This is a genomic window from Bacteroides intestinalis DSM 17393, assembly GCF_000172175.1.
GTDB classification, from domain to species: Bacteria; Bacteroidota; Bacteroidia; order Bacteroidales; family Bacteroidaceae; genus Bacteroides; species Bacteroides intestinalis.
The window spans coordinates 311,447-335,038 of the sequence record NZ_ABJL02000007.1; the positions used below are offsets into that span (position 1 = coordinate 311,447).

The 23,592-nt window shown below is 42.8% G+C and carries 18 protein-coding genes; 7 read left to right on the forward strand and 11 right to left on the reverse strand.

Features of this window, described 5'->3' with window-relative positions; translation table 11 throughout:
* Positions 1 to 61: 61 nt before the first annotated feature.
* The 7 genes from BACINT_RS05220 to leuS all read right to left on the reverse strand — a co-directional run bounded on the left by BACINT_RS05220 (position 62) and on the right by leuS (position 10,252).
* Positions 62 to 934, reverse strand: coding sequence for a 3-keto-disaccharide hydrolase (locus tag BACINT_RS05220; protein WP_007661154.1), 873 nt, complete (start codon positions 932 to 934; stop codon positions 62 to 64).
* Positions 935 to 968: 34 nt separating this feature from the next.
* On the reverse strand, positions 969 to 2,456 hold the full coding sequence (locus BACINT_RS05225; protein ID WP_007661155.1) for a Gfo/Idh/MocA family protein: 1,488 nt from the start codon (positions 2,454 to 2,456) through the stop codon (positions 969 to 971).
* Between the two features lie 64 nt (positions 2,457 to 2,520).
* Complete coding sequence (locus tag BACINT_RS05230) at positions 2,521 to 3,600, reverse strand: Gfo/Idh/MocA family protein (RefSeq protein ID WP_007661156.1); 1,080 nt, start codon at positions 3,598 to 3,600, stop codon at positions 2,521 to 2,523.
* A gap of 104 nt (positions 3,601 to 3,704) precedes the next feature.
* The gene (porZ, locus tag BACINT_RS05235; protein ID WP_007661157.1) at positions 3,705 to 5,732 is read right to left on the reverse strand and encodes a type IX secretion system anionic LPS delivery protein PorZ; all 2,028 of its coding nucleotides are present in this window, start codon (positions 5,730 to 5,732) and stop codon (positions 3,705 to 3,707) included.
* A 65-nt stretch (positions 5,733 to 5,797) separates the two neighbouring features.
* Positions 5,798 to 6,382 carry a non-canonical purine NTP diphosphatase gene (locus BACINT_RS05240; RefSeq protein WP_007661159.1) on the reverse strand — a complete coding sequence of 195 codons (585 nt, stop codon included), beginning with the start codon at positions 6,380 to 6,382 and terminating at the stop codon, positions 5,798 to 5,800.
* A gap of 14 nt (positions 6,383 to 6,396) precedes the next feature.
* Complete coding sequence (locus BACINT_RS05245) at positions 6,397 to 7,299, reverse strand: YitT family protein (protein WP_007661161.1); 903 nt, start codon at positions 7,297 to 7,299, stop codon at positions 6,397 to 6,399.
* Between the two features lie 115 nt (positions 7,300 to 7,414).
* The gene (gene leuS / locus BACINT_RS05250; RefSeq protein WP_007661162.1) at positions 7,415 to 10,252 is read right to left on the reverse strand and encodes a leucine--tRNA ligase; all 2,838 of its coding nucleotides are present in this window, start codon (positions 10,250 to 10,252) and stop codon (positions 7,415 to 7,417) included.
* Between the two features lie 655 nt (positions 10,253 to 10,907).
* Between leuS and BACINT_RS05260 the strand changes: the two genes are divergently transcribed.
* Complete coding sequence (locus BACINT_RS05260; protein ID WP_007661164.1) at positions 10,908 to 11,786, forward strand: DMT family transporter; 879 nt, start codon at positions 10,908 to 10,910, stop codon at positions 11,784 to 11,786.
* On the opposite strand, the gene BACINT_RS05265 is transcribed toward BACINT_RS05260, so the two are convergent.
* Entirely contained in the window at positions 11,752 to 12,279 is a 528-nt protein-coding gene (locus BACINT_RS05265; RefSeq protein ID WP_021967001.1) for a DUF3836 domain-containing protein, read from the reverse strand. The two genes, BACINT_RS05260 and BACINT_RS05265, sit on opposite strands and share 35 nt — an antisense overlap.
* A 398-nt stretch (positions 12,280 to 12,677) precedes the next feature.
* Here BACINT_RS05265 and BACINT_RS05270 point away from each other — a divergent pair, with 398 nt between their 5' ends.
* A complete protein-coding gene (locus BACINT_RS05270; RefSeq protein ID WP_007661168.1) occupies positions 12,678 to 14,891 on the forward strand; it encodes a sensor histidine kinase in 2,214 nt (737 codons plus the stop codon).
* 2 nt (positions 14,892 to 14,893) lie between these two features.
* On the opposite strand, the gene BACINT_RS05275 is transcribed toward BACINT_RS05270, so the two are convergent.
* Complete coding sequence (locus tag BACINT_RS05275) at positions 14,894 to 15,439, reverse strand: metalloprotease family protein (RefSeq protein ID WP_007661170.1); 546 nt, start codon at positions 15,437 to 15,439, stop codon at positions 14,894 to 14,896.
* Between the two features lie 12 nt (positions 15,440 to 15,451).
* Complete coding sequence (locus BACINT_RS24345) at positions 15,452 to 15,589, reverse strand: hypothetical protein (protein ID WP_021967004.1); 138 nt, start codon at positions 15,587 to 15,589, stop codon at positions 15,452 to 15,454.
* Positions 15,590 to 16,339: 750 nt separating this feature from the next.
* On the opposite strand from BACINT_RS24345, the gene BACINT_RS05280 reads away from it, so the two are divergent.
* Genes BACINT_RS05280 through BACINT_RS05295 form a run of 4 tightly spaced genes read left to right on the forward strand, consistent with a single transcriptional unit; the run spans position 16,340 to position 20,377 of the window.
* Positions 16,340 to 16,912 carry a LemA family protein gene (locus BACINT_RS05280; protein WP_007661174.1) on the forward strand — a complete coding sequence of 191 codons (573 nt, stop codon included), beginning with the start codon at positions 16,340 to 16,342 and terminating at the stop codon, positions 16,910 to 16,912.
* A 10-nt stretch (positions 16,913 to 16,922) separates the two neighbouring features.
* Complete coding sequence (locus BACINT_RS05285; RefSeq protein WP_007661176.1) at positions 16,923 to 17,945, forward strand: DUF3137 domain-containing protein; 1,023 nt, start codon at positions 16,923 to 16,925, stop codon at positions 17,943 to 17,945.
* Between the two features lie 14 nt (positions 17,946 to 17,959).
* Complete coding sequence (locus BACINT_RS05290; RefSeq protein ID WP_007661177.1) at positions 17,960 to 19,273, forward strand: hypothetical protein; 1,314 nt, start codon at positions 17,960 to 17,962, stop codon at positions 19,271 to 19,273.
* A 21-nt stretch (positions 19,274 to 19,294) separates the two neighbouring features.
* Positions 19,295 to 20,377: a trypsin-like peptidase domain-containing protein gene (locus BACINT_RS05295; protein ID WP_007661178.1), complete on the forward strand. Its 1,083-nt coding sequence runs from the start codon at positions 19,295 to 19,297 to the stop codon at positions 20,375 to 20,377.
* Positions 20,378 to 20,485: 108 nt separating this feature from the next.
* Here BACINT_RS05295 and BACINT_RS05300 read toward each other — a convergent pair whose 3' ends face one another.
* Positions 20,486 to 21,037, reverse strand: coding sequence for a DUF3836 domain-containing protein (locus BACINT_RS05300; protein WP_007661179.1), 552 nt, complete (start codon positions 21,035 to 21,037; stop codon positions 20,486 to 20,488).
* 258 nt (positions 21,038 to 21,295) lie between these two features.
* On the opposite strand from BACINT_RS05300, the gene BACINT_RS05305 reads away from it, so the two are divergent.
* Positions 21,296 to 23,554 carry a sensor histidine kinase gene (locus BACINT_RS05305; protein ID WP_007661180.1) on the forward strand — a complete coding sequence of 753 codons (2,259 nt, stop codon included), beginning with the start codon at positions 21,296 to 21,298 and terminating at the stop codon, positions 23,552 to 23,554.
* Positions 23,555 to 23,592: the final 38 nt, after the last annotated feature.

The window sequence follows — 23,592 nt, forward strand, 5'->3', positions numbered from 1 at the left end:
GCTGTCGCTTTTAAAAGCGATGATTCTCATTGCAGGCATCGTTATGTTTGAAAAGAAAGGATTAGTCAAGAACCTTCACGCGGATGTTACGGAACCAAACGTCGTCTCCATGGTCTTGTACACCAATGAAACCTTCGTGATTGTCTCCGCCACAGTTGTTCAGGAGTTCAAATGCCAAAGGCCATTTTTCTTCACTGAATTTGCTGGCCTGTAACATATCTGTCCATTGCTTGGTCCATAAGTGGTATTCCAATACGTTCTCGTCGTTTTGTCCATGAACTACGGTGCCTTTGTATACCATAATTTTGGCTTTATTCCATTCACCGAATGGTTTGGCATTCTGAGGAACTGCTGGAATCATATCATACAGAGAAGCTGCCTGACGGTTATTGTCCTTGCCCAGTTTGGCATCGGGATGATTAGCGTTGTCCAGTACTTGGAATTCGGGAGCGGAGATGTAGATAGGTTCCAACACTTCATTACCGTCCTTGTCTTGAGAAGTGACTTCCTGAGCCAGATAGAAGATACCGGAGTTACCACCTTTCGAAATCTTCCATTCTAATTCCATCTCGAAGTTTTTGAATTTGTGGGCGAAGATTAAATCGCCTCCTTCACCAGTCTGTCCTTCACCAGTACCTGTGCCGTTAAATTTAAGACAGCCATCTTCAATAGTCCATCTGGAGGGTACTTGGTCTTTGCCATATCCGCGCCATCCGTCTAAGCTTGTTCCGTCGAAGATAGTTATATAGCCATCAGCGTCTATCGGTAGGGTCAGACTATCTGTTTCAGCTCCCTTTAATGATTTGGAATAAGATAATGTAACGGTAGTAGGCGTACTTTCTTCCGTAACATTTTGTTTTTTGGCACCGCCTCCACAAGAAGCTAGCATACCACCAATGAGGCAGCAAGCCAAAGGATAATAAATTTTCTTCATAATAAAAAAATATTAAATAGTTTATGTTTGATTGTTATCTTGGCATATCGGGTAATTTCCAACCTTCGCGGTAGTTGTGCTTCACAAGTTCTTCGGCAAATGCTTTGGCATTGACAGGATCGGTCCATGTCTTGTCGAACGTAGGATGACCGTTGTGTATCTTGAAACCATCCTTGATGACTGTACGGATAGTTTCCTCGTCACCGATATTAGTAAAACGCATATTGGCACCATCCCATTCCAATGTCTTATTTAAACCCTGTAGACGGATTGCTAATACACCCATAGCTACCATTTCGTTCATTGGGCCTGCTTCCGAGAAGTCAGATTTCGGCATTACACGGTTTGAAGCGCTTTCTTTGCAAGCACGTACCCAGTCCATTTCATGACCGCCATTCATAGCCTTCGGTACACGACGGCAGACTTTCGGTGCATTGGGTACACGACCTGAAAGCAACCATGGGTTTTGTCCATAGCAACCGCAAATTAGTGTGTCTTTGGTACCATGGAAGATGGTTAGACCACCACCACTTTGCATCAGTTGTTTTCCTTCGGGGAATCCTTTCGGACGTTCAGGCATCATGCCACCGTCGTACCAGTGAACTTCCACTTCGGGCATAGCCACTTTCGGCATATTTTCGCGTGCGGGGAAAGTCAGCTTCACATGCTGTGCTTGCGGAGCACAAGAATTGAGTAATAATGTAGACGAGCCTTCCACCTTAGTAGGATATTGTAACTTCAAAGCCCTAAACGGTTGGTGCAGGATGTGGCAGGCCATATCGCCCAAAGCACCTGTACCATAATCCCACCATCCGCGCCAGTTCCAAGGATGATAGATTTCGTTATAAGGATTCAATTTGGCAGGACCAGTAAATAAATCCCAGTTTAGTGTACGAGGAATACGGTCTTCCTTTTCAGGAACGTTCAGTCCTTGCGGCCAGATGGGGCGGTCGGTAGCGCATTCCACTTTTATTACATCGCCAATTTCACCGTTCCATATCCATTCGCATACTAAGTCAGTACCTTCATCTGAAGAGCCTTGGTTACCCATTTGGGTAACTACACCAGTGGAAGCGGCCAGACGAGTGAGTAGACGAGACTCATATACAGAGTGCGTCAGCGGTTTTTGGCAATATACGTGTTTGCCCATTGTCATGGCATCGGCTGTAATGATGGCATGTGTATGGTCGGCAGTAGCAACGATCACTGCATCAATGGATTTTCCCATTTCATCGTACATTTTACGATAATCCCAATATTTCTTTGCATTGGGGAATTCGTCGAATACACCTTTTGCGTAGCGCCAATCTACGTCACAGAGGGCTACGATGTTTTCTGTATTCTTCACATGGTTGATGTTGGTGTGTCCCATTCCACCTATACCAACGGCAGCAATGTTCAATCGGTCACTAGGAGGTACGTGTCCGTGGCTACGACCTAAAATGGTACTTGGAGCAATTGTAAGTCCTGCCAAAGCTAAACCTCCGGTCTTAAGAAATTCTCTTCTTGTAAATTTAGACATGGTTTTTTAGATTTAAAAAGTGGTTAATATTATGAATCTTAAAACAATCAATATTACAAATATGTCAGACTACAGTTCTTTTCGGACGAAGGAGTCCGTAGCCTTCTTTCATATACTTTCGGCGTTCCCTAATTTCTTCTAGTGTCTGTAAATCTCCGATAGCGGACAAGTCATTTCGGTGTGCATCTTCCAAGAATGTCCAACCATATTGGGATGCGATTGCAGAATCACGCATCTGCGGAAGCCGTGGGTCACGTTTTCCACTTTCAATAGAATTAGCCATAATGTCACAAAGCTTGTCTAGATTCTTCCCGCCAAATGGCTTTTCCAGACGAAGTGTACGGTTCACTCCGTGAAGTTCCACTACAGCAGTTTGGAAATCATGCGTCATGCGTACAATACCTTTTGTACCAATGATATCCGTATATGCGTTATGAGTTTGATTTTTGGAGAGTTGTCCGTAGACGAAACCTTGTGTAACATCAAATACAATTCCGTTTTGGAAAGTACCGTGGCACTGTACCCACCAGGGATCTTTATAGTTCCACATTCGTATACCTTGTGCATGCCAAGTTTTATATTCGCTATTGGCATACCAACGGGCAATGTCTATGTAGTGCATGCCGCAATCGTGGTAAGCAGGGCCTTCGTACTCGTGTCCTTCGCCTGGTGCCAGTCCTGGAGTCATGTGACAGATTCGTAGAATGGCTAGTTCACCTATTTCACCTTCTTCAATAAACTGTTTCATGATCTGATGATACCATGAGTTACGCAAGTAAAGATTTACTGTGGAAAAAATATCACTTTTTTCCACTAGATCTACCACTTCCCATTCTTTATCGATGGTATCGGCAACGGGTTTTTCCGAAATAATGTGTTTTTTACTTTGAATAGCTTTCTCTATTTGATCTTTCCGTGAATCAGCTAACGTAAAGAGTCCTACGGCCTGTACGCTGTCATCATTGAATATTTCCTGTTCATCGGATATGATTTTGGATGTAGGTGAAAGAGTTCTTGCCAATTCTCGAGAAGCGGAATCTGTGTCGCAGATATATGCAATGTCCCACCGATTAGTCTTTTGCATGCTTTCCAAATACATCTGTCCCATTCGCCCGAACCCAATCAAACCAACTTTTATTTTCATGGTGTTTTTCTATATTTTATATTGGTTTGCTACAAAATTAGGACAATTCGTTATAGAAAGAAAAACAAAAATATAAAAAATAAAAAATAAATTATAACTTTATGTTATTTGATAAATGCAATTTTCGTAACAATCCCCTCTTTTCCTTCACTGTCTGCGGCAAGTACCATATATATTCCTGTGGCCACTCTCCTACCCTGCTTATTTCTTCCATCCCAAGTGAATTGCCCTCCCAGGGAAGTACCTTGATAAATAAGATGTCCGGCAGTGTCCACAATCTTCACATCACTGTCGTAGACCATCCCCGTAACAGTAATCACACCGCTGTAGTCCGGGCGTACCGGATTAGGATAAGCTCGTACATTACTCTCTTTAAAGCTGTCTTCAGCCTCTGTAGCGTCACTTTGGTAAGAAACAAGCCCTTTACCTGTTCCGATGAAGACTTCGCCGGTACGGGGATGTATAGCAATAGATACGATACTATTGGAAAGTAGCGGACTATTCTCTTCCGTAAAGTGATGAATCGTTTCCATTCCATCCGCACTTATCAGGTAAATTCCATTGGACGCCGTACCTATCCATTTTCTGTTGGCACCATCTATTGCAATGGCATTAATCGCTTCGTTCACCAATAAGAAATCAGCTAACCCACTGTCATCATTGCGCGGAACTTTAATCTGTGTACAATAGAAGTTATCATTGAAATAGCGGGAAGGATTGTTCAGTACCAAAGGACCTCTGTTAGTACCGATCCAGATGACTCCCTCTTTATCCTCGGCAATGCAATAAACCGCCAGCTGTTCTAAAAGGGCTCCGTCTTGATTCGTAAACCGGGTAATGAACCTGTGTTGGTCGTCCGAAGTATCTGCTATAGTGCCGTTATAATTCAAACAAAACAATCCTCCCGACTCTATACGCGAAGAAGTAGCCCACAGCCAACCTCTTTTATCAAAGATAGTCCGTCCGAAATTACTTGCTTTTACTATTTCCGGATAATGAAGACTTACCCAGTCACCATTTTTCATCAATACACTCACTGCATGTTGTGTCTCACAACTCACCATCCAAAGGTTATTTTCTTTGTCATAAATCAATCCGTTCACGCGTACATAACTATCTGCCCAAGGTTCATTAGGTACAGCACTTTCCAACGGACTGTTATGCATACTATACCAGTTTATGAACTTCCCATCTTTAAATTCGTAAATCCCTTCTCCTGCTGATGCTGCAAAATGATGAGCAATGTCTTTAGGATCTTGCACAATACAGTTTATGTCATCGTATCGATGTTTGGTTTGTTCACTGATCCCTTCTTCCTGAAAACTGTTCCAGGTATTATTTTCAAAGGTCATAATGGTTCCGGGCCTGTCAAGTCTGTTAGCTATATGTCCTCCTCCGGTAATCAGCAATCGTTCTCCGGCAAAATTCATATAATACGGATAGTTCCGTACAGGACTATTCGGAGTAATGTTTTCGGGTACTTCTCCTTTAAAAGGAATATCGTGGTATTGCGAGAGGAATTCAGAGGTATCATCCGACACTTTCTTCCAGTTCTTAATATCCAGCAGATTTTCTGTCAATAACCCTGCAAACAACCCTTCGGAAGTAGCGGCATAAAGATGATTATCCGATACATTACATGCCAGAACGTTTTTATTCAGAGGATAGTAATTGCTGATTTCCCGCTTTTTCAGATTGATACAAAGAATACCCGACGCAGTGGATAAATACGTGTATTCCTTATAAAAACAAGCGTGGTTGATCGTCTTATCCTGTGTCATATTCTTGTTTTTATAATCGGGAAGGTTATAGATATCTTCCTCATTCACCAACAGGTCTATATTTGCATTGGAATAAATAATGACCAATGATTTATAGGCTGATTGGTAAGCAATATAAGATATTTCCGTATCGCTTAGCGGAAAAGATTTTGAATAAGTTCGTATGCTGGTATCTTCTTTATCATAAGCATATAAATCACCATTGGCAAGGATGAAGAGTTTACTTCCAATGACTTCACTGCGGGTAGGGTTATGATAAGAAAGGTAAGTTTGCCACTCTCCTATCGCATTTTGCGAATAGGCAGGCAGAAAATAGATTAAGCAGAGAAGAACTATATATTGAAATCTCATAAAATCAGAGTTATATTAGTTTGTAAGCAACACACTTACAAACTAATAACTCCATATTTTCGGGTTTATTGTATGCTATTAAGGAATTTGCAAAGTTTGTTTGTAGCTATGGCACGGTGGCTGATTTTGTTTTTAAGTTCGTTGCCCATTTCTGCAAAAGTCTGTGTATACCCTTCGGGAACAAATATAGGATCATATCCAAAACCGGAGTTTCCTCTTCTGGTTTTGATGATTTCTCCTTTGATTACACCTTCGAACAAATGCTCTTTTCCGTCGATAATCAGTGCGAATGCAGTGCGGAATTGTGCTTTCCGGTTTTCTATTCCTTCCATGGCATGTAGCAGTTTCAGCATATTTGCTTCTGCATTATGTCCGTCTCCGGCATAGCGTGCCGAATAAACTCCCGGTTCTCCATTCAAAGCTTCTACTTCCAGACCGGTATCATCGGCAAAACAATCCATCTGGTAGTTTTCATAAATGTACTGTGCTTTCAGTAAAGCGTTTCCTTCCAAAGTATCGGCAGTTTCAGGTATGTCTGTATGGCAATGAATGTCTTTCAGACTAAGAAGTTCTATTCTGTTACCTAAAATAGCGGTTACTTCTTCCAATTTGTGTGCATTGTTTGTGGCAAATACGAATTTATGTTTCATATGTTGATTGGTTCTTATTTCACTTTCAACCGGTCAAAACCTTCTCCATATACTCCGATAACGGAACTTTGAGAGATAAATGCGTTCGGGTCAATGTCTTTCACCAAACGGAAAATGTCGATTGACTGGCGTTTGTAAGCCAGAACGACGAGTACTTTTACATTGTGTTTACTGTACCATCCTATACCGTCCAGAACGGTTACACCGCGGTGTGTCTCTTTCGTAATACGGTCGGCTATTTTTTCATACTCTTTGGAGAAGATAAAGAATTGCACGGACTGGCGGGCACTGTTCACAATATAGTCTAATACGAAACCGATAACAAACAAAGTTACAAAACCAAATATCACGCGTCTCCAGTCGTGGAATACGAAGTAACAGGAACTGATAATAATCACATCGCAAAGCATCACCATACGTCCCAGTGTGACGTCTTTATACTTATGTATGATAGCGGCGATGATATCCGTTCCTCCCGTGCTTCCGTTGCAATTGAATACGACTCCAAGACCTGCACCGCACATCACGGCACCTATCATACAAGCCATGAAGTCCTGTCCCGGTCCCAGTATAAGTGGTGGTGTATTGTCTGGACCATTTACAAGCATTTGGAAAAACCATAAAAAGAATGTCAGCCCGAAGATGGCAAACGTAGTTTTAATACTGAATTTAGGACCCAGTATTTTAATGGCAAATGTCATTAAGACAGCATTGATGATGAAGTATGACCATTGGATAGGAAACCCCGTGGCGTAATAGATAATTGCACCGATACCCGTAGTTCCTCCTGTCGTTATCTGATAAGGAATCAGAAACAACGCCCATCCCAAGGCATAACTGATAAGACCGACAGTGATGAAGATATAGTCCCGTAACTCTCTCATCATTTCGGCTTTGGTTGGTTTTGTAATTTGCATATTAATCAGTTACAAGATATTAGCTACGAGCTATAAGTTACGAGCTACAAGGGAGTGAGTCAAGTTGCCTTTTCCTTCTCTACTTGTAGCTTGTACCCCGTAGCTCGTAACTAATTTATTTAATAACAATGTTTACGATCTTCTTCGGAACGACAATTACCTTCACTACTGATTTGCCTTCCATCCATTTAGCTGAACGTTCATCTGCCAATACGGTGCTTTGAATGACTTCTGATGTTTCGTCAGCAGGGAATTCCATATTGAAGCGTGCCTTGCCATTGAAAGATATGGTGTAGTTGATTGTATCTTCCACCAGGTATTCTTCGTTGTAAGTAGGCCACTTGGCATCGCAAACTGAATCTGTATGGCCCAGTGTATCCCACAACTCTTCACATACGTGCGGAGCGAAAGGAGCCAATACGATAATCAGTTGATTCAATATCTCTTTCTTGCTGCATTTCAGGCTGAATAACTCGTTTACACAAATCATGAAAGCACTGACGGAAGTATTGTAAGAGAACTGTTCAATATCACTCGTTACTTTCTTAATCAGTTTATGCAAAGATTTCAGTTCTTCCTTGGTTGCAGGCTCATCCGTCACCATATAGTTTCCGTTACGGTCGTAGAACAGTGACCAGAACTTTTTGATGAAGCGGTACACACCGTCGATACCGTTCGTATCCCAAGGCTTGGATTGCTCTACCGGACCGAGGAACATCTCGTACATACGCAATGTATCCGCACCGTATTTCTCAACAATCATATCGGGATTAACGACGTTGAACATGGATTTACTCATCTTCTCCACAGCCCAGCCGCAGATGTATTTACCATCTTCCAGGATAAATTCAGCGTTGGCAAATTCAGGACGCCATGCCTTGAAAGCTTCGAGATCCAGAATATCATTGGATACGATATTTACATCCACATGGAGTGGAGTGGTGTCGTATTGATTCTTCAGATTCAGAGAAACGAACTTGTTGCTGTCTTTGATACGGTAAACAAAGTTACTCCGTCCCTGTATCATACCTTGGTTCACCAATTTCCGGAACGGTTCTTCTACGATAGACACTCCTACGTCGTACAGAAATTTATTCCAGAAACGTGAATAAATCAAGTGCCCTGTAGCATGTTCCGTACCACCTACATAAAGGTCGACGCTTTTCCAGTATTCATCTATTTTCTTATCAACCAATGCTTTGTTGTTGTGCGGGTCCATATAACGCAGATAATATGCGCTGGAACCTGCAAAGCCCGGCATGGTATTCAGTTCAAGAGGGAATACAGTAACGTTATCTATTTTTTCATTCTCTACCACACATTTGTTTACGGTGTCCCAAGCCCATTTGGTAGCATGTCCCAACGGTGGTTCTCCGGTTTCGGTAGGAAGGAATTTGGCAACTTCCGGCAATTCAAGCGGCAGACAGCTTTCATCGATCATATAAGGCATTCCATCCTTGTAGTAAACCGGGAACGGTTCACCCCAGTAGCGCTGGCGGGAGAAGATAGCGTCACGAAGACGATAATTCACTTTTACGCGTCCCAGATTATGTTCTTTTACATAGCTCTTGGTCTTTTCGATAGCTTCTTTAATGGTCAGTCCGTTCAATGTAAGATCACAATAAGGAGTTACATCAGGTCTCGGAGAGTTGCAAACGATACCTTCTTTGGCATCAAAGCTTTCTTCACTGACATCACAACCTTCTACCAACGGACGGATTTCCAATCCGAAATGTTTGGCGAAAGCATAGTCACGACTATCGTGTGCAGGTACAGCCATGATGGCACCTGTACCATAACCGGCAAGTACATAGTCACTAATCCAGATGGGCACTGCCTCACCAGTGAAAGGATTAATGGCATAACTTCCGGAGAATACACCCGTCACGCTGCGGTCAGCGATGCGATCGCGTTCAGTACGTTTCTTTGTACGTTCCAGATAAGCGTTAACTTCGTCCTTTTGCTCAGGAGTAGTCAGCTGGGCTACCAATTCGCTTTCCGGTGCCAACACCATGAAAGTAACACCGAACATCGTATCTGCACGAGTCGTGAAGATAGTAAATTCCAGATCGCTGTCTTTTACCTTGAATTGTACTTCGGCACCTTCGCTACGGCCGATCCAGTTCCTTTGAGTTTCTTTCAGAGAATCTGTCCAGTCGATGGTATCCAGACCGTCCAGCAGGCGTTGTGCATAAGCAGAAACGCGAAGACACCATTGACGCATCTTCTTCTGAACTACGGGGAAACCTCCACGTTCGGATACACCGTCTATCACTTCATCGTTGGCCAGAACCGTACCCAATTGGGCACACCAGTTTACCATCGTTTCACCCAGATAGGCGATGCGATAGTTCATCAGGATTTCCTGTTTCTCTTTCTCGCTCTTGGCTTTCCATTCTTCGGCAGTGAAGCTGAGTTCTTCGCCACAAGCCACATTCATACCGTTGGTACCTACTTGCTCGAAAGCCTGTATCAGCTCTTCGATAGGGCGGGCCTGTTGTTCATCATTGCAATAATAGCTGTTGAACATCTTCTGGAATGCCCATTGCGTCCAATGATAATATTCCGGTTCGCACGTACGTATTTCGCGGCTCCAGTCGAAACAGAAACCTATCTTATCCAACTGCTCACGGTAACGGTCGATATTGTTGATCGTAGTAATTGCAGGATGTTGTCCCGTTTGTATAGCATATTGTTCGGCGGGAAGTCCGTAAGCATCATATCCCATGGGATTTAGTACATTGAAGCCCTGCAGTCGTTTGTAACGGGCATAAATGTCCGAAGCAATGTATCCCAGCGGGTGTCCTACGTGTAGGCCCGCACCGGAGGGGTAGGGGAACATGTTTAGTACATAGTACTTCTGCTTCGTCTCATCTTCCTTCACTTGGTAGGTTTTCTCTTCCACCCACCTTTTCTGCCACTTCTTTTCAATCTCCCTGAAATTGTACTCCATAATGGTTTTCTTTCGTTATTTTATGGTTGATACTTAGTTATATACTTTATTAAACGGTGCAAATTTACGGGTTTATTTTCAGATTCATAGCTTAGTACAATAAAAAAGTATTTGTCTGTACCATACCAGGGATACACTTGCTCCGTACCAAAGCCGTACTTTCTCCGTGTAGAAGTACTTTTGACCGGAGAATGTACGGAGCAAGTACGGTTCGGATACGTTTCAGACAGGTAGCGGAACATTTGAAAATATATATTTTTTCCTGTTTAATGATAAAGTAGCAGAAAAGGTAGAAAAAATATAAATAAATACTTGACAAAGTAATTTTTATTGCTTATATTTGTGAAGTGCTTATTAAAACTAATTCAAGTAATGTAATACAAAAAATGGCTAAGTTAATTCAATAGGATTTTACACAAAAGTGTTTTTAGGATATTTCAAGGGATGAAGTCTGAGAAGATTACATCCCTTTTTGTTTATTTTTCTGCCAGATTGCTAAAAAGCACTCTAATCATGTTGTTAATAAACGTGGGTAAAGTTTTTAAAAAACGTCACCCTTATTTATTAAAAACGTTTCCGGTGTCTATTAAATCCCTTGTTTTATTGTACAAAAAGTAGAAATAGTATATCTTTGCCTCCAATTTATCGGGAACGTATGAATGAGAAGAAAAATTACACCTATCATCTGATAGCTATCTTCACCGTAGGAGTGTGGGGATTAACTTTTATCTCCACCAAAGTTTTAATAGCCAATGGACTTTCTCCGAAAGAAATCTTTCTGCTTCGTTTTCTGATTGCTTATATTGGTATCTGGTTTATATCTCCCCGCAAGCTGTTTGCAAATAACTGGAAAGATGAACTTTGGTTGTTATTGGGTGGTATTACAGGCGGTTCTGTCTATTTTCTGACGGAGAATATGGCTTTAGGCATTACATTGGCTACCAATGTGGCGTTTATTGTTTGTACGGCTCCGTTGCTCACCACTATCTTTTCACTGATGATTTATAAGAAGGAAAAGGCTACCCGTACTTTGATAGGCGGTTCACTGATGGCATTGGTGGGAGTGGCAATGGTGGTTTATAATGGTAGTTTTGTTTTGAAAATCTCTCCGTTGGGCGATTTTCTTACTTTGCTTGCCGCTCTTTCCTGGGCATTTTATAGTTTGATAATGAAGAAGATGACAGGGAGGTATAATACAATCTTCATTACCCGCAAGATATTCTTTTATGGGATATTGACCATACTTCCTGTTTTTCTGTTCCAGCCTTGGCAGGCAGATCTTTCTTTGCTTATGGAGCCTTCTGTCCTGTTGAACCTGTTATTCTTGGGCGTGCTTGCTTCATTGGTTTGCTTTGCGGTATGGAATGTGGTGCTGAAAAATCTCGGTACGGTGCGTGCTTCCAATTATATTTATCTCAATCCGTTGTTCACTTTGGTAGGATCGGCTGTCCTGTTGGATGAACATCTGACGATCATTGCGCTGATTGGTGCAGGCTGCATTATGGGTGGGGTATATATTGCAGGAAGAAAATAATCGATGGATTATTTTCAGCAAACAACATAATTTCTTCCGCTTGCGTGCTGTGTTCTGCCGTCAGGTTCCAGGAATTATCTTTCTTGTTCCATTTATAGCTTTGGTAACTCGTACCCATTGCGTTTATCTGGTAAACAGCTTTGGCTTTTACATCGGCATAAGCGTTCGTTTTGCTGTTCCATGCTACATATTCCACGTTTATATCCGTTCCGTCATAAGAGAAATTCAGGCAATATTGCTTTTCGAAACGTTGGTTTTCCTTATTCCATTTCAATACCTCTTTGGCTGATACTCGTCCTTCGGCATTGTACGCATAGTTATACTGCAAATGATTATGCAGATACTTCCGGTTCTCTACTTTAAATACGGTTTCCGTCTTTACGAGACCTTCGTTCATTTCCGTGTTATAGGCGAAATCCTTTACATTGTTCCCGCTTACTGCGTTTACTACTGATGTCAATGCGAATACTACTGATACTACTAAAGCTTTCATAATGATTTTATTTTTTAAGTTATACATTTTTGTTTCATTCGATGTTGCAAAGATAGGGCAAGGGTGCGGGATGGAATGTTATCGCAATGTTATCATTAGGTTAACACAGAAATTCCGGTGATTGTATTAACTGCAAATATGGCTTTGTATCTTACCAAATCCGTACCCGGGGGAAGGTGCTGAAATGATAGGATAATAGGCTTTTTTCATAATTTATCAGATGTTTCTTTTTCAAAAAGAAAGTATTTTGTATTTTTATCTTTTCCGGAAAGAAAGAAATTAAATAAACTGTCTTTATGAAGAGGAAGAAATAAATGCGGGTGAATATACGATTCGTGTTCTTCCTGTATGGAAATGGATGCTGAAAACGCTATCTTTGTCCCCAAAATAATGATAAGATGAAGCTCCGTTCCCTTTACATCCTTTCTATTGTTGGACTGTTTCTCGTTGTAGTGATACAATTGGGAGGGATGATGTATGCCTATGACAGTTATAAGAAAGAAGCCAAACGTACACTGGACGAATGTTTCCGGCAGGCTTTTATAGAGACGGTAGATAATCAAATCAACAACCTGCCCTTTCCCGACTATACCATTCCTTTCTATTCGTACATACCTAAAGATGAGAATAGACCTATGGATAATGAAGTTTTTCTGGGATATCAACAGGCCGCTTCTTTCCTGCAAGATGTTTATCAGGTGACGATACCTCTGGATGAGATGGAAAGGACGTTGGAAAAGAAACTGAAATGGAAGAATATAGACCGGACCGTGTGGATTGATGCGGCTGAAGACCATAGCCAGTATTCTGCCTACAGGCGTTTCAAGACAGTGGTCTCCGATACTGCATGGCTAAATGAAAAGAAAGGGGAAGCTATAGAAGCGGCTATTATCGCCCCTTTCCTTCCGCTTGTAAAAGATGTATTCTTCTTGTTTCTTCCTACTTTGTTGCTGACCGCTTTTCTTATTTATAGTTGGGCGCAACAGATGAAGTATATCATCAGCCAACGGCGGGGCATTGAAGAACAACGTTCTGCCTTCTATACTTTGGCGGAGAAAATGAGACAGCCGATAGGTGAAGTGCGTAGCCGGATTCCCGAACAACGGTGGGAAGAGATAGAAACATCGGGTAAGCATATTCTGGATATGACGGAAGAAACACTCTCCGCTGCCAAAGAAGAAGAATGGAAAAGGCAGGCGCATAAGCAGCACTCTTTCAAGATATTCTTTATAATCAGTCTGCTGGCCAGCTGTTTGTTGATGGTGGCCTGGTTCGTTTATTTGTATCGTACGGCTGCCCGTGAGACGGTTTATCAGGTGAATGACTGTTTTGAGGCTGCTTTTTATGATGAAGTGATGTATAACCGTTATCCTTTGTTCCGCTCGCAACTCGGAGAAAACAGAGAATCTGAAGAACGGATAAAAAGGAGCGAGTCGCCTTTTGCCGAAGAGCAAAGAGAATATTTAAAAGGAAAAGAGGCAGAGTATACTATAAATATATTGTATGTGGTGCATACGCACAATACGATTGATCAAAATTACCGTCTTCGTGCAGCTTTGATTATGCAGAAACACTTGGAAGGAGTAGAGATGAATTTCCAGTATCTGGATTCTGCCTTTGCCGGATATCTCAGCCGGTTGGGAATGAAATCACGCAGTGGAATCCGTCAGTTCCGCTATCCTTCGGACAGTACGGTTGCACAGGTAGGATATACTTCTGTGAAGTACGGTGACTATACTTCCCGGTTTATACCGTTGAAGGAAGACAGTACGCTTTGCGTGCAGGGAGTTGTGAAGAACCCTTATCGTTATGTGGCGACTTCTATCTGGTATCTTTTGTTGCCCCTATGGATTACATTCCTGGTGATGCTCGATTGTATCTTCGGTCAGGTGAAAGTGCTTCGGATGCAACATCGCCTGGAGCAGTTTCAGAAAGACTTTACTTACGCTATGATTCATGATATGAAGTCTCCGTTGAACTCCATACTGATGGCGGCACATGTGCTGGCAGGGGGGAAACTGGCGGATAAGCCTGAAAAAGAAGAGAAATACCGACGGGTGATGACGGAAGAAAGCGAGCATCTACTGGCTTTATCGAACAGGGTATTGATGCTGACACAATTGGACGAAGGGCATTTGGAGTTGCATAAGGAAGAAGTCGCCCTGCGCCCCTTGCTCGATGATCTGGTTGCGAAGATTTCTCTGAAAGCCGGTAAGAGGGTGGAATTCAATACGGTTTATCATCGCTGTGAGACGGTCTATGCGGATGCTTTCTGCCTGCGTGAAGTGCTGGGAAACTTATTGGACAATGCGATCAAGTATTCTTGTGAAGAGGTGAAAATAGATATAATCTGTGAGTCGGAGAGGGGAGTCTGCAAAATTAAAGTATGCGATAACGGGTTGGGTATCTCCTTGAAAGACCAGTCGCGTATCTTCAATCGCTTTGAACGCTCTGCGGCGGCAGCACGCAGTAGTAAAGGGGGAGCCACAGGCTTTGGCTTAGGTTTGAACTATGTGCAGCAAGTGATGCTGGCACATGAGGGCAGGGTAGAAGTGGAGAGTGAAGAAGGCCGTTTCAGTGAGTTTACTCTTTATTTTCCGGTACGATCCTGACATTACCATATATGGAAACGCAACTCCTGTGAACAGTCGTTGATAAATGCATCTTTGCCGAATGAACGCAGTTTCCAGAGGATGCAGATGTCGTCTATGCTACCGATAAGTAAGAATGTTCCGAATAATGTGAAATAATAGCTCCCTGTTGCCATGCCGTACAAAAGCGGAAGGATGCCTAACAACAGAATAGGTAAGAAGCAAGTTGTGCGATATTGCCACATTCTGATGGGTTCGTTGCAGTGGCAGAAGCGTATGCCTCCCTTATGCTTTACGAAAGAGATAGACCGGAAACCTTTGGACGAAAAGATTCCGAAGAAAAGTGCATGAAGCAATAGATTTACTCCAAAACCTGCCAGAGCGCACAACCAGAATATCAGCAATGATACATGAGCCATATTTTCTCCATGTATCCATCGGAATAAGAGCAGTATGGGTACTGTAAAAAGGATTGCAGCCAGCATTCCATACTTATTGATCTTATTTCCCGAAACCATGATTTCGGTTCCTTTCTTGCTTTGTACAATTGAGATATCCGCTTTCATCATCTGTTCTTTTTATTAATTGAAGAATATATTTCCAATAGCGTGTTTCAGTCCTGTATATATAGGATTGACTACAACCATTGATACGTGAACTGCCAAAACGATTGCAATGCCTTTTGCCTGTACGATTCCTATTTTCTGAAATTTCTTCATGATTTGTTTATTATTTAAGTGATACATTGGGTTTATTTCGGTGTTGCAAAGGTAAGGCGGTGAGCAGAGAAGGAATGTTATCGCAATGTTATCTTTAGGTTAACGATTATAAGTCGGCATGCAAGTTTAGTAAGGTATAAAGAGCTAATAAAACTTGCTGGCTGAATAAATCCTTTCTGACGGGATATGAACATACTTTCCCCTCCTGATTCGCATGAATAATATAAGTTTCAAAGGTTAAGCCGCCGCATTGCCACTTTTATCTCTTTTTGTTGCGACGGTTAAGTAAAATTGTAGTAGGTACTTATTCTTTCCACCATGGAGAAAGTTGCTTTCCATCACAGGGAAACTTTCTTTCCACCATGGTGGAAAGAAAGAAACTCCACGGTGGAAAGAATAAACGTTCGGATGGAAAAGGCTAACCGTTGGAAGGGAAAAAGTATAGGAATGCCTAAGAACGGAGCTAGCTATTGCATTTAATTCATTTTTTATCAAGCATGAATTAGATTATTATCCCTGTTTTGCCTGTTATTCTATCGGGCCATTCCCCTTATCATTGAAAATATCCCCTTGCCTCTTCTCTGCCTGATGATAATAATCAGTTGAAAAACATAGGTTTATAGTGAAAATGTTACTTTCTATTTGTCCCCCCTGTTTCTTTCCTGTTTTATGTCTATCTTCTTATTTTTGTTCCGTTCTCGTAAGTAGATACGATATAACTATTATTAATCTATATCAGAAAGTAAAATTATGGAAAACCAGGGAATACTTCTTTATATCGGAATAGCCCTTATCATCTTATTGGTACTTTGGTATATCTGGACTGCCAATAATCTGATTGCAAAACGGAATCGGGTAAAGCAATGCCGTAGCGGCATTTGTGTGGCATTGAAGCAGCGGAACGATATGATACCGAATTTGGTAGCTGCCGTAAAGTCCTATATGGGGCATGAGAATGAGACGCTAACCCGTATCGCAGAACTTCGCTTACGAACTTTTCAGCCTTCACAGGAGACTGAAAAGATAAGAACCGGTAATGAGCTTTCTTCTTTAATCTCCAAACTTCAATTATCCGTAGAAGATTACCCGGAACTGAAGGCAAGCGAGCAGTTCACCCGACTGCAAAGGAGCATTGAAGATATGGAATTACAACTGCAAGCCATACGCCGCACCTATAATGCTGCGGTCACCGACTATAATAACTCCATTGAGATGTTTCCCTCTTCCATCGTAGCCGGCCGGCAGAATCATCATCAGGAAGAACTGATTGATATTCCCGAACAGGAACAGCGGAATGTGGATGTCAGTGCACTTTTAAAGTAGTAGACGTAATATGGAATCAATTGACTTCAGAAGCCTTTCCGAAAGGCTTCGTACCGAACTTTCCCGTGTATATTTCTGGCAGAAGATTGTTCGTATTCTGAGCATCATAGTCTATCTCTTTGTGTTTTGCTGGATGATGTTCGTCCTGTTTGGGGGCTATCTTGTTGGATATATCGGCTTAGAGAACTACAGTGTGGTTACGCAATACATTTTCCCGGTCTTTATGGGATTTATTGTGCTGAACTTCGCATTCAGCCGCTCTCTTATGAAATTCCAAGGGCAGGAAAATGATATCATGCGCAGCATTATGTCTGCTATGTTTCCATCCGTTCTTTTCTCCTTCTCTTCGCAACTGGACCAGCGTATATTATCCGGTAGCAGGCTCTTTAATTCTTCTTTCTCCGATCCGGCACTGGCGGCTACCACCTATGCTTATCTGGAAGTGCCGTGGGGAGATCGTACCCTTTATATAGTCGATATAGGGGTTTCCTATGGACTGATGAATAAGTTGGAACTGAATTCTGTAACAGGCTATTTGGTGATGCTTTACCGCTATGTACTCCGTCCGCTGTTCGCCTCCAGGTACGAAAGTAGTGCGCATAACTTCCGCGGGATGTTTGGCTGGTGCCGTCTGGAGCGTAGTTTTAAGGGCAGCACGATTATCCTGCCCGACCATTTGGAACAAAAGGCCGGCTATCTGGCAAAGAATATCCAGGGCTTGAAGAGACGCTATAATGCCCGCTTCGTTCATCTGGAAGACCCGGATTTCGAAAAGTATTTCGTGGTTTATGCCGATGATGAAGTAACCGCCCGTATGATACTGACACCGGCGGTCATGCGCCGGATTACCCGTCTGCGCGAAACATTCGGGCACGATATGATGCTCTCTTTCAACAAAGGTACTTTTTATTATGCAGGAGTGATGCCCGACGGTTTCCTCTGCCTTCGCAAGCGGGCACTGGACAATGAACATCTGCTTGAAGAGATATACAATGATATAAACCTTGCCTGTCAGGTGACAGATATTCTTTAAAACCATATTATAACATGAAACAAACACTTACATTTATTCCTCCCGTAGTGGACTCCACGCAAAGTTCCATTCATACGGAGGCTTACGAAAAGAGCGTGGACTTGTATAACCAAGGCGAGTACCTGCAAGCTTTCCACAGTTTGCTGGATTACCTGAATGCGGACTTCCGGACGAAGTATGGTAATGCGGATGGTACTGAATTTCATATTCCCCACGGTTCTATCCTGGTGCATATTTCTGTAAAAGACGGATTTTACCGTATCAGTGCCGACTTCCTGAACTTGCCCGAGAAAGGGCGTGTAGCCATGCTTCGACAGATTGCAGACCTGAATCTGAACAAGTTGCTGTTGCCTCGCTTTGTGAAGGACAACGATAAGTTGAGAATGGAGTACACGTGTTCTCTCTCGCAGAGCCATCCCCATAAGATGTACTTCGTGTTACAGAATATCTGCCACATCGGCGATAAATATGATGACGAGTTCTGTACGAAGTTCGGTGCTACACGGTGCTATGAGCCGCAGGTCACCTCTTATCCGCAGCAAGAGATAGACCGCATTTATGAAGGTTTGCAAATCTTGGGCCGCGAAACACTGGAAGCTGTGAAAGAGTATGATGCCGACCGGAAATATGGCTACTCCTGGAATGTGCTCGATACAACTTTCTATCAGATTTCCTACTTTGCCCGTCCGCAAGGCCAGTTATTGAATGATCTTGATAAAGCGGTGGACGATATGGATGCCGAACTGCCTACTGCCGAGGTGGTAGCGAAAGGAAAGGCTTTTCTTGAGAAATTGCTCGCCATGCCTAAGGAGGAACTGGCGGCTGATCTTTATTTCGTAGATACATTGGTGTCTACCAAGCGCCGTTCGTCTCTGAAGAATATGCAGGAAAACTTTATAAGTGTCTATAAAGAAGCTACTGAAGCCATTCAGACGGAAAACTATGAGCGGAGTGCGGTACGTCTGCTCTATATTTTCTATGAAGCTTACTTCTATAATGATGTGCAGGATGACATTAACGTAATTCTTTCGCATGCGCTTGAAAAAGCAAGCGGCAAGTCGATGGAGGATGCATCTGAAATCCTTTACAATGCGATGGATAAAATAATGGAAGGTGACCTGGAACCGGATGAAGATGACCTGGAAGAGATATCGGCAGAAGCCATCGAACAAATGCAGGGTATGGCAGCATCTCTGCAAGAGGAAATCATGAAGGCGCAGGCCGATATGCAGGCTGCCATGATGAGGGGAGATATGGCCGAGTATATGCGTCTGGCGCAGGAACTTCAACAGAAGATGATGCAACAGGCACTTGGCGGACAACAATAACAGATTAAAAACAATGAATCAATGGAACAGAACAATATATATCAGTTGGTTTTCAAAGTAACCCATGCAGGTGGATCAGGCAGCTGTTTCTATCTGAAAGACTATGATCTTTTTGTGACGAACTACCATGTGGTGAAAGGCTTTCATGCAGTGGCGGTACATGATAATGACCGGAATCCTTATCTGGCTAAGGTGGTACTGGTGAACCCTTCATTGGACATAGCCCTGCTGTCCGTAGACGGTGATTTCTCGGCTCTGCCTTCCCTGAATCTGGCAGGAGATAATTCCTTGTCCATCGGTGGAAAGGTTTGTGTGGCCGGTTATCCTTATGGCATGCCTTTTACGGTGACCGAAGGCTCTGTGTCTTCGCCCAAACAGCTGGTGGATGGAAAGTACTATATACAGACTGATGCGGCAGTGAATCCCGGTAACTCCGGCGGTCCTATCTTCAATGAAAAGAACGAAGTGGTAGGTGTAACGGTGAGTAAGCTGAGTAATGCCGACAATATGGGTTTCGGCATCCGTGTGGAAGCATTACGGAAGCTGCTTGAATTTGTGGAGGCTGTGGACCGTACAGCTTTTCAGGTGCAGTGCGACAGTTGTGACGAGCTGATATCGGAAGAGGAAGAATTCTGCCCTTCATGCGGTGAAAAGCTGCCCGAGGGTATCTTTGAAGAACGTGAACCGTCTTCATTGAGTACCTTCTGCGAACGTGCCATCCGTGAGATGGGAGTTAATCCGATCCTTGCGCGTGACGGTTATGACTCCTGGACATTCCATAAAGGCAGTTCCGAAGTGCGTATCTTTGTTTATGAAAATACTTATCTGTTTGCTGTTTCTCCTATCAATCTGTTACCAAAGAAAGAGGTGGAAAGGGTGCTCGATTATATCCTGGGTGAAGATTTCAGTCCTTACAAACTGGGTATTGAAGGACGCCAGATCTACATAGCATATCGTGTACATCTGTCTGACATTACGGATGCATCGGAAGATGAAATCCTGACTAATCTGGTGAATCTGGCATTGAAAGCCGATGAGATGGATAATATGATGGTAGAAGAGTTTGGTTGCGAATTCTCTGAATATTCTAAACACGAAGACTGACTTTAAGTAATAATTGCAAAACGCGGCTGCCTATAAAGATTATCGATTATCTTTTGGCAGCCGCGTTTTTTCATTGGAAACTGTAAGAGAGAATTCTTGTTAGAGTAATTATCTGTTTGCCAGCAAAGCGTTGTTCCAATTTGTTGCATTGTGTTCTGTTACCAGATTCCAGGAGTTGTTTTTCTCATTCCAGTTGTAAGCCATGTAGTTCATGCCATTCTCGTTCATCTGATAAACGGCTTTGGATTTCACATTCGTGTAGTCACCGTCTTTGCTGTTCCATGCTACATATTCCACGCCTACTTCATTATCGGTGTAGCTGAAGTTGAGGCAATACTGTTTTTCGAAGCGGCTGTTGTCCTGGTTCCATTTCAGGATTTCCTTTGCTGATACACGTCCTTTTTCATCATGTGTGTAGTTGTATTGCAGGTGGCGTTCCAGGTACTTGCCTTCTTTTATTTTATAGACTGTCTGGGTTTCTACCCCGTTTTCCTGTTTCTCACTGTTGTAGGCGAAGTCTTTTACATTGTTACCACTTACTGCGTTTACTACTGATGTCAATGCGAATACTACTGATAATACTAAAGCTTTCATAATGATTTTATTTTTTAAGTTATACATTTCGTTACTTTTGATGTTGCAAAGATAGGGCAGGGGCATGAGGATGAATGTTATCGTAATGTTATCATTAGGTTAACGACACTTTTACGACTCTGGAGAACTCTCTTGTTTTTTTAGAGTTGTATGTATTTTTGTATTCCTCTTTTAATCAGTAAGATGCTGATTTCCGTTCGTTTCTTTTCCTCATGCCTTGCCATTGGCTGGAAAGAACGCATTCTCGTCCGATATAAAAAGTAGTGCATTACTTCGTGATCCATAGTTATTTGCTATTTTTGCAGGCGAATATAAACGGATAAGATGAAATTACGTACTGTCATCTCTCTTTCACTGGTGAGTCTGATTGCTATTGTGTTGATACAGTTGGGCGGAATGCTTTATGCTTTTCATGCACAGATGCAGGAAGCGGAGAAATCACTGAACAAGTGCTTCTGGATGTCTTTCACGGAGACAGTGGATAATCTGGTGAACAACCTTCCTTATCCTGATAATTCAATAGCTATCATAGCGTATGCACCCAATCCTAAATACAAGCGGATAGATGGGGATGAAAGGAATAAGCGCACTTCCCAACAGGCGGCACAGGCTTTGCAACGGGTGTATGGAATAAAAGAAATTCCGTTGGCCACCATAGATAGCGTGTTGCACAATAAGTTGCGGAAGTTAGACATGGATGGGACGCTGACCGTGGAGCGCATTAATGTAAATACAAATGAGGTGCTGGCAACTACCAATCCTCAGGTAAGTAACCGTAACTTTGCCGCTGTTACTTCCGAAACAGCTTTCACCTTTAAATCCCGTGGGGAGGCTGTCCGTGCCATTCTTTCTTTCCCTGCCAAGGAGATGGAGAAGAGACTTCTGTTACTGTCATTCATTACATGGCTATTGCTGGGTACGGCTGTCTATGCCTTGATTGTACAGATGAAGTCGGTATTCCGCCAACGGCATGACTTGCAGAAACAACAACAGGACTTCTATACGTTGGCCGAAGAAATGAAACATCCCGTCAGCCGGATGAAGAACTTGATAACCACAGAAAACTGGCAAGAGATAGAGGCACAAAGCAACGTACTCTTTGAGAGAACCAATGCTACTCTGACACATGCCAAAGCAGAAATCCGGCAAAGAAGTACGGGCAGGCCTATTTCTCTTAAAGCAATTTCTATGGTCAGCTTGGCGGGAGTATTCCTGTTGCTGGCTGTCTGGTCGGGATATTTGTATTACACGACCTCTCAAAAGATACGGTATCAGGCGGAGGAGCAATTGGAAGAGGCTTTCTACCGGGAGGCAGACTTACATAGATATCCGCTTTTCACTAAGGCTAACCCTGATTTTAATTGGGATAGCTCGCCGGGAGAATTTCTCCCTTATCCGCTGCGTATGATGGACGAGCTTTATAAGGTATATCTGGAGAAAGGTTATCGCTACCGGATACAGTTGCTTACCATTCGGCATCTTTACAATAAGTTTGATGAAGGCTTCCGTATGAAGATGGCTTATGATATACAGGATACGATCAGTCTGCGTAGCCGTGTGCCTATTCCGTTTTCCTTGCAGTTTGCCGACAGTGTGTTCAGAAAACAGCTTTTGGAAACAGGTTTTCCGGATAGGGCGGATATCCATTGGATCAGATATCCGTCCCGGGAGTTGATACTTTATACAGGTAGTCCGGCTGTTGACTTCGGGGATATCACTACCCGGTTGTTTCCGTTGGATAAGGATAGTACGAGCTGCATCTTTGCTGTGGTTCGTTCACCACAACGTACTATAATGAGTGCCACTTGGTATATGCAGGTGCCGCTGCTTATTGCTTTCCTTTTCGTATCTCTCTGTGTTTTCTTTCAGATACGTATGTTGCGGGTACAGCGTCGGTTGGAACAGTTTCAGAAGGACTTTACTTACTCCATGATACATGATATGAAGTCACCGTTGCAGTCTGTTATGATGGGAGCGCATATCCTGGCAGGTGGTAAGTTGGCGGATAAGCCGGAGAAGCTGGTCCGCTACAGGCAAGTGATGGGAGATGAGTGCGAACATCTGCTGACACTTTCCAATCGTGTAGTAATGCTGACAGAGATAGACCGTGGAGAACTGGAACTACATAAAGAAGAAATTGCCCTAAGACCGTTGCTGCGGGATATAGCGGAAAAGTATCAGTTGAAAGCGGTGAAGACGGTTCATTTTGATATCGATTGTGAAGAAGGATGTAGTGTTTATGCGGATGCTTTCTGTCTGCGTGAGATACTTTCCAATCTGGTGGACAATGCTGTCAAGTACTCTAATGAAGAGGTTCTGATTATTCTTTCAGGTAAAAAGACAGAGGATGAAACCATTGTTAGAGTGCATGATAACGGTATTGGTATTCCTTTGAGCGAACAGCATAAGATATTCAATAAGTTCGAGAGGATTGCTTCCGGCAGTCGTAAGACGGGTGCATCAGGTTTCGGGTTAGGATTGAATTATGTGTTGCAGGTGGTGAGTGCCCACGGCGGTATGGTGAAGGTAGAAAGTATGGAAGGGAGTTACAGTGAATTTACGCTACAATTCCCCTTGCGTTAAAAAAGCCTGCTGGCAAAGATGAAATGTGCTCAACTATT

Bases quoted from the DNA above. Each gene is read 5' to 3' on its own strand.
- BACINT_RS24345 (WP_021967004.1), bottom strand. From the start codon at position 15,589: ATGAAGAAATTTCAGAAAATAGGAATCGTACAGGCAAAAGGCATTGCA.
- porZ (WP_007661157.1), bottom strand. From the start codon at position 5,732: ATGAGATTTCAATATATAGTTCTTCTCTGCTTAATCTATTTTCTGCCT.
- BACINT_RS05220 (WP_007661154.1), bottom strand. From the start codon at position 934: ATGAAGAAAATTTATTATCCTTTGGCTTGCTGCCTCATTGGTGGTATG.
- BACINT_RS05300 (WP_007661179.1), bottom strand. From the start codon at position 21,037: ATGCCCCTGCCCTATCTTTGCAACATCAAAAGTAACGAAATGTATAAC.
- BACINT_RS05280 (WP_007661174.1), top strand. From the start codon at position 16,340: ATGGAAAACCAGGGAATACTTCTTTATATCGGAATAGCCCTTATCATC.
- BACINT_RS05230 (WP_007661156.1), bottom strand. From the start codon at position 3,600: ATGAAAATAAAAGTTGGTTTGATTGGGTTCGGGCGAATGGGACAGATG.
- BACINT_RS05245 (WP_007661161.1), bottom strand. From the start codon at position 7,299: ATGCAAATTACAAAACCAACCAAAGCCGAAATGATGAGAGAGTTACGG.
- leuS (WP_007661162.1), bottom strand. From the start codon at position 10,252: ATGGAGTACAATTTCAGGGAGATTGAAAAGAAGTGGCAGAAAAGGTGG.
- BACINT_RS05265 (WP_021967001.1), bottom strand. From the start codon at position 12,279: ATGAAAGCTTTAGTAGTATCAGTAGTATTCGCATTGACATCAGTAGTA.
- BACINT_RS05270 (WP_007661168.1), top strand. From the start codon at position 12,678: ATGAAGCTCCGTTCCCTTTACATCCTTTCTATTGTTGGACTGTTTCTC.
- BACINT_RS05240 (WP_007661159.1), bottom strand. From the start codon at position 6,382: ATGAAACATAAATTCGTATTTGCCACAAACAATGCACACAAATTGGAA.
- BACINT_RS05295 (WP_007661178.1), top strand. From the start codon at position 19,295: ATGGAACAGAACAATATATATCAGTTGGTTTTCAAAGTAACCCATGCA.
- BACINT_RS05285 (WP_007661176.1), top strand. From the start codon at position 16,923: ATGGAATCAATTGACTTCAGAAGCCTTTCCGAAAGGCTTCGTACCGAA.
- BACINT_RS05290 (WP_007661177.1), top strand. From the start codon at position 17,960: ATGAAACAAACACTTACATTTATTCCTCCCGTAGTGGACTCCACGCAA.
- BACINT_RS05225 (WP_007661155.1), bottom strand. From the start codon at position 2,456: ATGTCTAAATTTACAAGAAGAGAATTTCTTAAGACCGGAGGTTTAGCT.
- BACINT_RS05260 (WP_007661164.1), top strand. From the start codon at position 10,908: ATGAATGAGAAGAAAAATTACACCTATCATCTGATAGCTATCTTCACC.
- BACINT_RS05305 (WP_007661180.1), top strand. From the start codon at position 21,296: ATGAAATTACGTACTGTCATCTCTCTTTCACTGGTGAGTCTGATTGCT.
- BACINT_RS05275 (WP_007661170.1), bottom strand. From the start codon at position 15,439: ATGATGAAAGCGGATATCTCAATTGTACAAAGCAAGAAAGGAACCGAA.